Below are 14,518 nucleotides of genomic sequence, written 5' to 3'. Positions count from 1 at the left end.
TTTGGATTCGGCTTTTAAAGTTAGAAGTAAGGCTAAGTTTATTACAAAGTGATTATATGCAAAAACACAAATTTCTATTAGTAATATTTATTTTCATCACTCAGTTAGTTACAGCAGCTAAAATTGACACTGTATATTTTCAGAACGGCAATAAAATTACCGGAGAAGTTAAAATAATGGAGAACAACCTCCTTGAGTTTTCTACCGATGATGCCGGAAAAATCAAGATCGAATGGAGTGAAATTGATAGTATCTACATAAAGCAAAGAATTCGTATTGAACATTCCGATGGACGAGTTTTATTTGGAACCCTTAGGCCAACAAGAAAACCAAAGGTGGCTATACTACTTAAGGATGATATGACTCCATTACTTCTGAAGCATATTAACATTGCAACCATTGCACCTGATGACATTAATTTCTTAACTCGTTTTGATGGTAAAATAAGTTCGGGTTTTAGCTATACCAAGGCGAGTGAATTGGGAAGGTTTAATTTTGCAGGGAATATTCTGTATCGGCATAACTTGAATCAGTTTGAGATTAACTATTCCGTTCTTACTGAACGGGAAAATGAAAATCAAAATGAAAAACAAAATGGTGGTATCCATTACATTAGACTCCTACCTAGAAAATGGTTTTTTATTAGTCATCTTTTTGCTGAAAGCAATTCTGAGCTTAACTTGCAGTTACGAACCAACTGTGTTCTGGGATTTGGAAATACACTAATCTACACTAATCATTCAGTTATGTATGTTGCTGGCGGTTTGAATACAAACAGAGAAACAACATCTGATAATTCCACATTCAACCTGGAAGGAGCACTTTCACTCAATTTCACCGTATATAAATACAGCTCTCCAGAATTATCGTTCTACTTTAAGGGCACTGTTTATCCAAGTATTAATAATTTTGGAAGATTTAGAACCAATTTAGAATCTACACTTAGTTGGGAGGTGTTGAATGATTTATTCTTTAAGTGGACCTTTTATCATGATTTTGACAATCGTCCATTGAATTCGGATGATCCTTTGTCTGACTGGGCAATTGGTCTTTTGGGCATTGAATATAAATTTTAGTGCTATTTGAATTTTCACCAGTTTAAAGATTTCTATTCGGTAAAGTCTCTACTCAGGTACTAAAAATGTATTATAATCAATTAATTGTATAAATTCTTTTACAGAAAATTGGCTTACGAAAGCCTAGGAGCCTGTCGGACTTAGGCTCTTTTTAGCTTTTTTTCTTGAACCCTATTCGAGACTGAGGTCGAACTATTCGATTCTCAGATGCTTAAATGTATAAGTCCGACACACTGCTAGAGTCTGATTTTTTATTGCTACAATTCAAAGAGTTTCAATAGCTGAAAGAGAATTATTCGGTATTTCATCGATCCCTTGTCGTCTCTCCATCGGGTCTGCTTCGTACCTGCTTCGTACCTGCTTCGGTACAACCTCGCTGGGAGCGAGGTTGTACCGAAGCAGACCACTAGATGGCCCGGAGCTGTTAGCATGCAAAGGCGAGCAGATGATGTAGTCAAAGTGGCAAGGAAATAAGTGTACCTCATATTTAACATTTCTAAAAGCAATTTAAATTCAACTGCGCCGGTACAATGCCGAAACAATTTCAAGGTGGCTTAAGAAATGAAATGCACTAAAGGTGCATCTTGATAAGTAAACGGTATAATTACCTTATGATTTGAAAAACAATAGATACCGATGATTGTTAATTATTTACGAGATTAATATTCATAAAATAACTAACGCTATGAAAAGAGTGTTTTTAAATTTATTAGTTTTAATGATGGTATTTGTTTCTTGCAGTACGCCTGATGGGAAACAAAAAGCTGAAGTAAAGCACAAAAATGGGCTTGACCGTACAAATCTGCCTATCCAGCCACCTGCGATGGCACCCATTACAGTAATGGATGCAAGAGATGCAACCAAACCGGAGCCTTTTGAGATTAAGGCACCCGAAGGTGCGCCAAATGTGGTTGTGGTTTTAATTGATGACATTGGATTTGGTGCAACAACTGCTTATGGAGGTGCTATTAATACACCAACCTTTGATCGTCTGGCCGATAATGGTGTTAGGTTTAATCATTTTCACACAACCGCCCTCTGTTCACCTACAAGAGCAGCATTGCTAGCTGGTCGAAATCACCACAATGTGAATGTTGGTTCGGTCATGGAAATAGCCACTGGTTTTCCTGGTAATCAGGGCATACGACCCGATAATGCAAAATACGGTTCTGAGATATTACGCCAAAATGGCTATAGTACAGCAGCCTTTGGTAAATGGCACGAAACAGCTACCTGGGAAGTTTCTGTTTCCGGTCCTTATTTCCGCTGGCCTACAAACTCAGGCTTTGATAAGTTTTATGGTTTTATTGGTGGTGAGACCAATCAATGGGATCCTGTAATTTTTGATGGCGTTACCAAGGTACACAAAAAAGATAATCCCGATTATCACTTTACAACTGATATGACGGATGAAGCTGTTAAGTGGGTGAAGTTTCAGCAGGCTCTAACACCCGAAAAGCCGTTTATGATTTATTATGCGCCTGGAGCAGTGCATGCTCCTCATCATGCACCTAAAGAATGGATAGATAAATACAAAGGTAAATTTGATGATGGTTGGCAAAAACTAAGAGAAGAAACCATTGCACGACAGAAAAAAATGGGTATTATACCTCAGGATGCCAAGTTAGCTCCAATACCCGAAGATATTAAAGACTGGGAGTCCTTAAGCGCCAATGAGAAAAAATTATTTGCAATACAAATGGAAGCCTTTGCCGGTTTTGTTGAACATACCGATGTTGAAGTAGGGCGATTAGTGAATGCCATTGACGAGATAGGTGAATTGGATAATACCCTATTTGTATACGTCATGGGAGATAATGGCTCAAGTGCTGAGGGTGGTATGCAAGGAACGTATAATGAGTTAATAAGCCTTAATGGAATATTTGGTGCAGAAACAATTGAAGGGATGTTGAAGCGAGAAAATGATTGGGGTGGACCTAATTCTTTCCCACATATGGCTGCTGGTTGGGCTGTTGCAACCAACGCACCATTTTCATGGACCAAGCAGGTTGCTGGTGATTTTGGAGGTACACGAAATGGCGTAGTTATACACTGGCCAAAAGGGTTCAGTGCCAAAGGAGAAATCAGAACTCAATTTAGTCATGTTAATGATGTAGTTCCAACAATATTGGAAGCAGCTAAGCTGCCAGTTCCTAAAACAATTAACGGAGTGGAGCAAAAGCCAATGGATGGTGTAAGTCTGCTTTATGCCATTAAAAATGCAAATGCAGCTGAGCGCCATACTACTCAATATTTTGAAATAGCAGGAAATAGAGGAATATATCATGAAGGGTGGCTAGCACGTGTGATTCACAGACCGGCATGGAAAAATAAGCCACTCAATACCTTGCAGAACGATGTTTGGGATCTGTACAATGTTAAAGAAGACTTTAGCCTTACCAATAACCTGGCTGCTGAATATCCAGATAAGCTGGCAGAAATGAAAGCCTTGTTTGAAAAAGAAGCTATTGCTAATAATGTATATCCATTGGATGATCGCTTGTATGAACGGTTCAATGCTGAACTTGCCGGAAGACCAGATTTAATGGGTAAACGTAAATCACTTACCTTGTCTCATGGAATGGAAGGTATCATGGAAAATACCTTTATAAATGTGAAAAACAAATCAAAAACCATTGTTGCTGATGTAAACCTTAAAGGCAATGACCGGGGGATTATTCTTTGTCAAGGTGGTAAATTCGGTGGTTGGGCTGTTTATATGGATAATGGCTATCCTGCTTATACCTATAACTATTTTGGATTAAAACGTTACACCATTAAATCGAATAAAAAGATAAGCAATAAGAATGCTGAGATAAAGTTACAGTTTGATTACGATGGTGGTGGAACTGGTAAAGGAGGTAATGCCATACTTTATGTGGATGGTAAAAAAGTTGCTGAAGGTCGGGTTGAAAAAACTGAGCCGGCCGTATTCTCAGGTGACGAAACGGCTGATGTAGGAATGGACGATGCTACTCAGGTTGCTGATTTAGTATTTAAAAATTTAAAAGATTCAAAATTTACTGGATATGTAAATAAAGTAACGGTGAGTATACCTGAATAGGTATAAAATACCTTTATAGAAGTGGCGATTTATTAAGTACATGCTTAATAAATCGCCACTTTTTTGTGATATTATCCAATAATATATCTTAGTTCCGTGGCAATTAATAAGATCAATATATGAGTGCCCTGCTAGCTAGCTTCCTCGTTCCAGCTTAGTGCCTGTTTGCGGTACAACCTCGCTGCGAGCGTGGTTAAGCCGTAGAAGACCTAACTCTAGTACGACGAAATCCCGGAGCTGGAGCTTTGATATCCAAGGATTATACTAATTGCAATTTCTATGCACTTTAAGCGTAAGTAAAAAAAACTACAATGGGTAATACTACCGTACCATTAAGGTGACTTTAAAAGTAAAACACATTTAAGCTGTAATTATATCAGTAAATCAAACCATATTAGAGATAAGAGGTAGGGATTGCTGAAAATATTACCATATAATTTATAATCAATAATTATTTATTGTGATTTACTATCATTTAGAAACAGAGTTTTTGGTACATAAAGGTTAGTTTTGTACTACACAGCTACATCTACCTTTAGTTCGGTGTTGTCTATTCGCTAAAAAACAATTTATTACAGGATATTTTAAAATATACCTGATTAATATCAATTGGTGCTATTGAATTATTTCCTGTTAAATATAGTTACCGTATGGTGCTATGCGTTAAAAATACAACAGTGCATAAAGGTCTTGTTATATCTGAATTTATTGTCGAATAAGTAAGGTCGCATTATCAGTAATGGATACTGACTCTTTGTTTATTTCATATGTATTTATGTTATTTTAATGCGTTGTATAGTGTTGGAAATAAATTCGTAAGGCACCATAGATAAGGTTAACCCTGTCGTAAAAAGCATGGAATACATACTTTAAAACCAAGGAAAACAACTTAAATATTAGGTGTTTAATGTCTTTTTTTGTGCTGTAGCAAATTAAAGCATAAAAGCAGACGAATATTTTGCGTTCAAAAACGATGCAATACAAATTGGTATCTAATTGGTTTTGACGAGTTAGTTTGTTTGGATTAGCAACAAAAGAAATAACCTAAGCCCCACTAGAAGAAAATTACACGAATGATGCGTTAGTGCTCATTGTTAAGATATTAATATGGTTAGTGGTGACATAAGAAGGCGTAAACAATCTGAAAAGCTAGCATACATAATGCCTTGCAGGCTATTTGCAAAAGCTTACGATGCCTCTAACAATTTAATCAGTAATATTTAAAAATTAATTATGAAAAGAAAAATTTTTTCAATGATGTTAGTGGCCGGGATGGTTACCTTTGGTAGCTGTGTTGGTGATGATATCGATGATCTACAAAAGCAAATTGATGACTTAAATGAGCACGTGACTGAACTGGAGGAGACTCAACAGGCTACTTTAGAAGCGCAAGTTGCTGCCTTAGAAGCAAGAATTGCGGAATTAGTTGCGAAAAATCAGGAGCAAGATGGAAAGTTAAGTGACCAAACGCAAGAATTATTAGACTTAGTAGCTGAGTTGGAAGCCATAAACCAGGAGGTTGATGCCAATGCTGCGTCTATTTATTATGGAAACCTGCTGACAGATGCTGATTACGCCGCTTTCACAGAAGCTGGTGCAAGCATTGTTACAGGGTTTGTTCATGTGTCAACACCAGAGCAGGCAGCTCAGTTAAATGGTGCTAAATGGATTGGTGGCTATGTTGAGTCAACAGTAGGTACTATTGCAGGTCTTGGACACATTGGTGGTAACTTAGTTATTAATACTGATGATGCAGCTGTTAGTTTTGAGGGTTTAAAATCAATTGGTGGTAGTTTACAGGTAAGCCCTAAGTCTACTTTGGAATCTATTGTATTAAATGACCTGATTGTGCATCGTGGTGAGTTAAGTCTGATTGCAGAAGGCAACAATAGCAGATTCAACAATTTAAATACACTTAGTTTTGCAGGTCTGCAGATGTTAGGTGGGTTAACTTTAGACCTTTATGTTAATGCTCCTAGTCAATACGATGTGGATGTTGCTATTAACTTAAATGGCGCTCCTATACCAGGCGATGTTGAAATCTCACGCGTGAAAACAGCAGCTTTCCAGTTGCCTGATGTAGCGGGAAATGTATATGTTGCTAACTGTTTCATGACTACGTTTGAATTTTTAGGTGCAGAAATTAATGGAGATGTTGTATTTGAAGGTAATACAATTGATGAGGTAATTTCTCAAACATTGACGACCATTAATGGTGACCTAATGGTTACAAATAACCATGCTGGTGGTGACTGGGGGCAACCTTTGGTTGGTCTAAAATCATTTAGCCCTTCTTCGTTAACATCTATACAGGGTAATATCACCTTTGATAATAACCGTATGTTAACTTCTATTCTTAATAATGTTGTTGATATTAAGCAGTACAACACTGAGATTTATATTAATACAGGTAAGTGGGAAGAGCAGAGCTATGCGCCGGTAAAAACACGTGAGGTAATGGCCTTGATCAGTATGACAGGTAAGCCAAAGTTAATTAACATTCAAGGTCAAATGGCTAAGTTTACTGCTTTTACGAGCTTAGTTGGGTTACCAAATACTGTGGTTATGCAAGGGGAGATCAGTGGCGTGAATGCTTTTAACTCCGCCAACCGTGGAGCTACACTTGTTATATCGCCTGATGTGGAGATTACAGCTGATGCATTCTCTGGTGTAACAAGTTTTCCAACTGTGATCATTGACGCTTCTAAACTATATGAAAGAGATGATAACGCAGGATTGGTTACAGATTTCTTTTCCCATACGGCAACAGTCAATAGACTTGTACTGAATGGCGGAGAACAAGCGATTGCAACGGGCTTTGCAAACGCCTCGGTAACCAGCGTTGAAGTTTATGGTGGTATGCAAGATTGGGATAAAATGTTCGCAGCTGGCAACGAGCCTACTGGCGTAAAAGTGTATGACAAGATTTATCCTGACATTGTTGGGGACCCATATACAACAGAGTTATACCCAGTAGAATCATATGCAGGCTTGAGTACATTAGCCGGAACAGGTATAGACTTATTGATATCGTTTAACCATTCGGCCTACGATATTTCTCAGTTATTGCCAGTTGCTACTGAATTAAACTCTTTAGTGATAGAAAATAAAACCGAGCAGGCAATGTCATGGAATTCGACACAGTTTGCTAATGTAACAACGATTGTTGGTAGAGTTAAGTTCTCAGGTATGTGGGATCAGGTAGTTGGTTTCGATGCTTTAACATCGGCAAATATGCTTGAATTTTCAAACGGTGTTACAAAAGTTGGAATGGCTAATCTTGAAACACTAAACAGTACGCTTAAAATTAACGGTATTACTGCTAATGGTACTATTGTTGATATGCCTAAGTTAGCTTCAGTTGGTGATTTGTTTATGGCGGTAGGCAATATTGGAGAAGCTGCTGGTGCCATAGATATTAAGTTACCTTTATTGGCATCATGTGCTAAGTATACCATGAAATGGCAGAGTGCGGGTACGGCTCCGGTATCTATCTCAGCTCCACTACCATTGCTTACGGCTTTGGAAAAGGTTGATATTATTACTTATGGTGGAGATGTTGATTTAAGTAATGTATTAAACAATCTGGCTTCATTTACTGAAACAACAACAAGCTTTAGTTTAGTTTCGATTGCTATCAATGAAGGACAAAAACTACCTTTCTTAAAATCATTCATCGAAGGTGTTGAATTATCAACGCATGTGGCAACACCTGACGGACGAAGCTGTGTGACTTTATATGTAAAAGGTGCAGATGGAATGAACCTTGATCTTTATCCTGAATACATTGATCAAAATGGTGACCCTGTTACCGATTGGAAAATCAAGAGTGACATGGATGAAGTTGCTTTTATTGAATATATCAAGACTAATATAACAAACGCTGTGTAATTTACACACAACTAATAATCTCTAAGGAAATATTTCCCTGGTGTCGCTCATATTTGCCGGAAACAAATAGCGCCACCAGGGAACTTTCCCTTTTCCTTGGCAAACGGAAGTAAATGGTTTGCTAAACTCCAACCCAATCAAATTTTTGTAACAACTATTATTAAATAGGCGAATGACGTTGCAGGTGTAAGATCACCAGCGATGGTGATAGCATTTGCGATAAACTAAAAATAAACGAATGAAAAGTTTTCTGTGGGGATTTCTTTTAAGCCTGGTGTTTATAGTGTCAGCAACGGCGCAAACCAATCAGGTACAAGGAACAGTGACTGAGGCAGCTACCGGCTTAACATTACCGGGGGTGAATGTATTTATCGAGGGAACAACAACAGGTACCATCACTAATATTGATGGCTTATACTCATTAGAGGTTCCTTCTGATGCTACCATTGTGTATTCATTTATCGGGATGAAAGCAGTGAAAGAGGTAGTGAACGGGCGTACAAACATTGATGTAACAATGGCGCCAGACAGTGAAATAGTAGATGAAGTAATGGTAGTAGCTTATGGTTCAACAACTAAGGAAGCATACACTGGGGCTGCACAAGTGGTCGACGCCGAAGTGATTGAAAACCGCCCGGTAACATCATTCGAAAAAGCCCTTCAGGGGACGACTGCAGGACTTCAGGTGACCAGCTCTTCAGGTCAACCGGGAGCAAATGCTCAGGTCATAATTCGAGGTATTGGTTCAATGTCAGCAGGTAGCTCACCTTTATACATTGTTGATGGGGTGCCTATTGAAGGTGGACTAAACTCAATTAACCCCAATGATATTGAGAGTACAACAGTATTGAAAGATGCTGTATCGGCTTCTTTATATGGTTCACGTGCCGCTAATGGTGTAATCATTATTACCACCAAGCAAGGTAAAGCCGGTAAAACACGTATTTCTTTTAGCGCACAGAGGGGTATCGCCAATCGTATTTCCGATGGTTATCCATTAATGAATTCTACCCAGTTCTACGAACACTCTTGGATGGGCATCTATAATCGCTACATTGATAATGTACCAACAGAAGGAGATGCTGGATGGAAAGAGTTTCAGGATATATATGGTGGTGATCCACATAGATATAGTGTTGGAAAAGCACATGATGAAGTAGAAGGCGTAGTTGGTTATAATCCCTTCGGGCTCGAGAAACCATTGGATGATAATGGTAAATTAATTCCTGGTACAGAAGTCCGTACTAATACCAACTGGCGTGACGAAGTTTACAAAACCGGTATTGTACAGAATTATAACTTAAATGTATCTGGAGGAACAGAAGATACTAAAGTCTATTTCTCATTAGGTTACTACGATGATAGTGGTACAGTATTAAGCTCAAATTACAAGCGTTACAGTAGTAAAATTAACGTATCACACAAAGTCAATAGCTTTATTACTGCTGGTGTTAACAGTTTGATGTCATACAGTGTAACAAACGGACATAGCCCTGGTACAGCTGGGGCTAATCCAACGTATGCTGCTGAAATTATTAATGCTGCTTCACCGGTTTATATGCCTAATGGGTCATGGGCCTGGGGTAATAGGGCTTTAATAGATTTTAACCCAGTGGCTTTGGCCGAGATGGACATTAATCGTTCAAAAGGCATGCGTAGCATGTTAAGTTCATTTATTGATGTTAAAATATTACCAACCGTATCATTCAAAACGACAGGTTCGGTTGATTACAATCATTCTAAAGGATTGTCATACACTAATCCTTACCATGGTAATGGAGCAGCAAAGAGCGGAGTAAGTTCTATGTCCTCTGGAGAAGGTTATGTATGGACCATTTCGAATGTTGCTTCATGGAATAAATATACCGACTTATCCAGTTTAGAAGTTATTGCTGGTCAGGAGGCTTCAGGTGTTTATAGTGAAAGCATGAGTGCTCAGGCATCTCGCTTTGCACTCCCAAATAAATACGATCTAACTTGGGGGAGTCAACCAGAAACACCTAGTAGTAGCAGTTCGGAATCTAATTTGATTTCATATTTAGCTCAGGCAAAGTATAATTACAACAGTAAATATTATGTTAGTGCTAGTGTTCGTGCCGATGGTAGTTCACGATTTGGAGCGGAGCATAAATATGGTTTGTTCTATTCAGTTGGTGGTAGTTGGCGTATTAAGCAGGAAGATTGGATGCAAGATATTCTTTGGTTAAACGATCTTAAATTGAGAGCCAGTTATGGTACGTCCGGTAATAATAATATTGGTAATTATACATCACTTGGTTTATACAGTGGAGGTGCTAAGTATGGAGGGTACCCAGGTATTGGTGCAATTCAGCCACCAAATTCCGATATTCACTGGGAGTCAATGACCTCAAGTAACTTTGGTATTGAAGCAACCGTTTTTAGACATTTATCTGCGACAGTCGAATTATACCAAAAGAAGTCTGATGGTCTACTATATGGCCGCCCTTTATCTTCAGCAAAAGGTTTTACCAGCATTACGACTAATCTGGGAGCCATGAAAAATTATGGTGTTGAAGCCATGTTAACCTATAGAAAAAAGTTTGGTGCAATTTATAATGAAACCGGTTTCAACATTACAGCTAACCGTAATGAAATCATAAATCTGGAGCAGGATCGTATTAAAGGTGCTACCCAAATGCTTGAGCCAGGAGGGGATAGGCATCAATTTTTCATGAAAGAATGGGCTGGTGTCAATCCGAACAATGGTGATCCTTTATGGTACACCAATGTACTGTCTGATGACGAAGACAATAGTGTAGAACCAGGTTCTGCTTTTAATGATCCCAATGGTTCAGGGCGGATGGTGACTAACCAATATGAGGACGCCGAACGTACACGACAGGGATCTGCTTTGCCAGATTTCTATGGTGGATTCTCAAATATGCTGACCTATAAGAATTTTGATTTCGCCTTTAATTGGTATTTTAGTGTAGGTGGTCAGATTTACAACTATGATTATGCTGGTAATATGCATGATGGTCGAAATACTGGTTATAATTTATCAACAGATGCACTTGACGCATGGACACCAAATAATCGTTATACCAATGTGCCAAAGTATGTGCAAAATAACTTAAGTAACAGTGATCAACCTTCAACACGTTTTTTAGAAGATGCTTCATATCTTCGACTTAAGAATATTTCATTAACCTATAATTTACCTCAAACGATTTGTTCTAGGCTAAAGATGCAAGGTTTAAAGGTTTTTGTCTCAGCAGAAAACCTCTTAACCTTCACAAAATTCAAAGGCTTTGATCCGGAAGGAGCCTTAAGTGGAACAACCAATAATAACATACCAGGTGTGAAAACTTATACTATGGGTATTAAAATGGATTTGTAGAATTGATAATTGGGATAATAAAATTTATAAAGAGATGAAGTATTTAAATAAATATATAAAGATAGTTGTTGTAGCTGCTCTTATAGTTTCAACGGTATCTTGTAACGATGAATTTCTGAATACCAAGCCGGAAACAGCAATATCGTATGATGAAGCTTTTGAATCTATTACCAATGCTGAGTCGGCTCTGGTTGGAATGTACAATAACAATAGTGCTTACTTTTTTGAAGGTTTATATGTGCCAATTATTGCTGATTTAGTAGGTGAAGATGTGCTTTTAGACTCTAAACGTAATTGGGGATGGTTTTTGTCAGTATATCAGTTGGAAAGCTTGGCTAATTATAGATGGGTTGAAGACCCATGGACTAATGGATATTTCTTGCTTTATCAAGCTAACCAGATCATCGAAAATGCCGATAAAGTACCGGATGCTACTGATGCTCAAAAGGGTAACCTTAAAGGACAAGCGAAAGTAATGCGTGCACATACTATGCTAAAGTTGGTCCAAATGTATGGCGAGGCTTATTCTGTAAATCCGAGTGCACCGGGTATTTTAAATGCCAATATGGTTAAGGAATGGGATGAAGAGGACATTGCTCGTTCGACGGTAGGTGATATCTATGGACAGATTCTTCAGGATTTAGAAGAAGCTATCCCTATGTTAAAAGATTATGCTACTGAAGTTGAAGGGCTGCCTTTAAGCGAGCGTCCAAGGATGTATCAGGATTCTACAGCTTTTTTTAATGTACGTTCGGCAAATGCCGTTTTAGCCCGCACTTATTTAGATATGCATAACTGGGAGAAAGCACGTGACCATGCCGCAATTGCTAAAAAAGATATACAATTAATGGGAGTAGAAGGGTTAGTTAGTGGTTTTAATTATCCAAACAGTGAGACCCTGTATTCGATTAAATATACAGCAGATGATAATGGTATATATGGTTCTATTCCTTCTTTCTACTTTCCTGTAAGTGGTTATAGTTCTATGCGAGCTGACACGAGTTTCGTGGATACTTACAATGATTTTGATGTTCGTAAAAATTGGTTCCCTCATGGCCGCGACCTGATGATACGATGGGATGGCGATGAAGAGGACAGTCCGTTGGATGCGGATAATTATGTGGTTTTGAAATTTCAAAGTATTAACGGACAAACGGGTTATGCAGAGCGTATTAGTATGCGTGCTTCAGAAATGTACCTAATAGAAGCCGAGTGTGAAGCTGAATTAGGCAATTATTCTGAGGCGCAGAATTTATTACATGCTATTCAGAAGAGAGCATTCCCTGGAGCAATTAAATCCGTTAAAACAGGGCAAGAATTAATAGATGAAATTTTACTGGAACGACGAAAAGAATTAGTTGGAGAAGGATTCCGCTGGAATGATATCAAACGTCGCAGCCTGCCATTCAAACGTAATGGTCACCACTGGGCGAAGTGGGATTTCCAATTTGGCGATGAGGATTACTACCGCCTGACGTTTCCAATTCCACAAAGTGAGATTGATAACAATAGTGCTTTAACAGAAGCAGACCAAAACCCAGGTTATTAATTAAAAAAAAGAAATTAATAAAAGGGTAAAATATTGTCTATGATTGGGAAAATAAATAAGTGTTTAACAAAGATTGGAATTTTACTAAGTATCATTTTGGTACTTAGTAATTGTTCCAAAGATGACGACATCGTGAATCTCAACCCAAATGCGGGGCAGAGTTTTCTGGATGTTGAGAGCGAGGGGTATGTGGTAACTCTAAATGCAGAGGAACCAGCAGAAGGTCAGGAAGGAATCTGGCGCGTTTATAGTGGGACGCATTATAAATTTGAGAATGAGAATAATCCCAAATCTGATTTTTATGGTGTTCCGGGTGAAATCTATCGCCTGGGCTGGGAAATCAGTCAAGGAAAAGAATATAAAGCGGAAACCATTACGGTTTCATTTAAGCCATTGAATGCATCTATTGTATCAAATGTGGCCGATACCTTATTTAATAATGTGTCGATTGAACTAGAAGCAGAAGCTGCACAGTTTGGTGCCGAAGGTCGTTGGGAAATTATTTCAGGCGATGGCGGACGAATTGAACATGCAGATAATCATATTGCGCAGTTTATTGGTAAAGAAGCGACTGACTATGAATTAAATTGGATATTATCATTTGACAGTCCTGTTGATTCTTCTTTTAAGGTTCAGGAACATAAATCAGTATCTTTTCATACCGATACTTTGCGTGCCAATGCAGGTGAAAACAACCTGGATATTATTACTGCGAAAGAAGCAAGTATTAAGTATACTAACTTAAATGCGGTTTTGCCAGCTGGTGGAACAGGCGTGTGGACTTTACTGGGGTCGACTGATGGAGAAGTATTAGCTGCCAATGATGCCAGTTCCGTATTTAAAGGTTCAGCTGATCAAATCTATCAACTACTTTGGACGGTTCAGGTTGATAACTATATTTCGACAGACACGGTTGAGATACGCTTCCGTGATCTTTGGGGCATGTGGACCGATCCTCGTGACGATCAGAATTACCGTTTTGTAGTCCTAAACGGTTTGGAATGGATGGCTGATAATTACAATTACGATAGTAAGCCATATTCAGAAGGTGTACACCCTTACACCGAGTATATCCGATCTTGGTATTATGGTCAAACAGCCCGTGCACAAATCAAGGATGGCGTGCCCGTGGAAGGTGAAGAAGATAGAAAACATTACGGACGACTCTATAACTATTATGCGGCCTTATTCGACACACCACCTGATGGTTGGCGTTTGCCTAGCTTTGATGAGTTCGAAGCTTTAATGGTCTACCTTACTTCTGAAGGTATGACTACAGATGATCTTTTGCATGGAGGAAAGACAGGTTTGGATTTGATATATGGTGGAAGCATAGCATACAGCAACGATCGTCCGGAGCAGAGAGATTATTTCGCCGAACAAGGTATTGCGGCTTATTACATGGTATCTGATTACGATGCTGAGAAGTTTCAATCTTTTGGTGCTCATATCAGTAGTAATTACGGAGGGATTCACGAGATACCGATGTCTGCTTTCTTCACAGGTATTTCTGTACGCTATGTCAGGGAAGTAAGTGAATAAATGATTTAAAGATAAGGCTTAATGGTACGTGGAAC

General features: G+C 38.5%; 6 protein-coding genes. All 6 read left to right on the top strand.

Features of this window, described 5'->3' with window-relative positions:
* Window positions 1–56: 56 nt before the first annotated feature.
* Window positions 57–1,076, top strand: coding sequence for a DUF481 domain-containing protein (locus tag FNN09_RS10235; RefSeq protein ID WP_143302131.1), 1,020 nt, complete (start codon window positions 57–59; stop codon window positions 1,074–1,076).
* 685 nt (window positions 1,077–1,761) lie between these two features.
* Window positions 1,762–4,140 (top strand): arylsulfatase, encoded by a 2,379-nt coding sequence (locus FNN09_RS10230; RefSeq protein WP_143302129.1) that lies wholly within the window; start codon window positions 1,762–1,764, stop codon window positions 4,138–4,140.
* 1,233 nt (window positions 4,141–5,373) lie between these two features.
* Window positions 5,374–8,031, top strand: a complete 2,658-nt coding sequence (locus FNN09_RS10225; protein ID WP_143302128.1) for a hypothetical protein — start codon at window positions 5,374–5,376, stop codon at window positions 8,029–8,031.
* Window positions 8,032–8,269: 238 nt separating this feature from the next.
* Window positions 8,270–11,392 carry a TonB-dependent receptor gene (locus tag FNN09_RS10220; RefSeq protein WP_143302126.1) on the top strand — a complete coding sequence of 1,041 codons (3,123 nt, stop codon included), beginning with the start codon at window positions 8,270–8,272 and terminating at the stop codon, window positions 11,390–11,392.
* 34 nt (window positions 11,393–11,426) lie between these two features.
* Window positions 11,427–12,941, top strand: coding sequence for a RagB/SusD family nutrient uptake outer membrane protein (locus FNN09_RS10215; protein ID WP_143302124.1), 1,515 nt, complete (start codon window positions 11,427–11,429; stop codon window positions 12,939–12,941).
* A 39-nt stretch (window positions 12,942–12,980) separates the two neighbouring features.
* Window positions 12,981–14,483, top strand: coding sequence for an FISUMP domain-containing protein (locus FNN09_RS10210; RefSeq protein WP_143302122.1), 1,503 nt, complete (start codon window positions 12,981–12,983; stop codon window positions 14,481–14,483).
* Window positions 14,484–14,518 lie beyond the last annotated feature (35 nt).

Origin of the sequence: Carboxylicivirga sp. M1479, assembly GCF_007097485.1 — a bacterium.
GTDB lineage: Bacteria > Bacteroidota > Bacteroidia > Bacteroidales > Marinilabiliaceae > Carboxylicivirga.
This window is presented reverse-complemented; position numbering and strand designations above follow the sequence as displayed.

Excerpts from the sequence above, each read along its gene's own strand:
- FNN09_RS10210 (WP_143302122.1), top strand. The coding sequence starts at position 12,981 with ATGATTGGGAAAATAAATAAGTGTTTAACAAAGATTGGAATTTTACTA.
- FNN09_RS10225 (WP_143302128.1), top strand. The coding sequence starts at position 5,374 with ATGAAAAGAAAAATTTTTTCAATGATGTTAGTGGCCGGGATGGTTACC.
- FNN09_RS10235 (WP_143302131.1), top strand. The coding sequence starts at position 57 with ATGCAAAAACACAAATTTCTATTAGTAATATTTATTTTCATCACTCAG.
- FNN09_RS10220 (WP_143302126.1), top strand. The coding sequence starts at position 8,270 with ATGAAAAGTTTTCTGTGGGGATTTCTTTTAAGCCTGGTGTTTATAGTG.
- FNN09_RS10215 (WP_143302124.1), top strand. The coding sequence starts at position 11,427 with ATGAAGTATTTAAATAAATATATAAAGATAGTTGTTGTAGCTGCTCTT.
- FNN09_RS10230 (WP_143302129.1), top strand. The coding sequence starts at position 1,762 with ATGAAAAGAGTGTTTTTAAATTTATTAGTTTTAATGATGGTATTTGTT.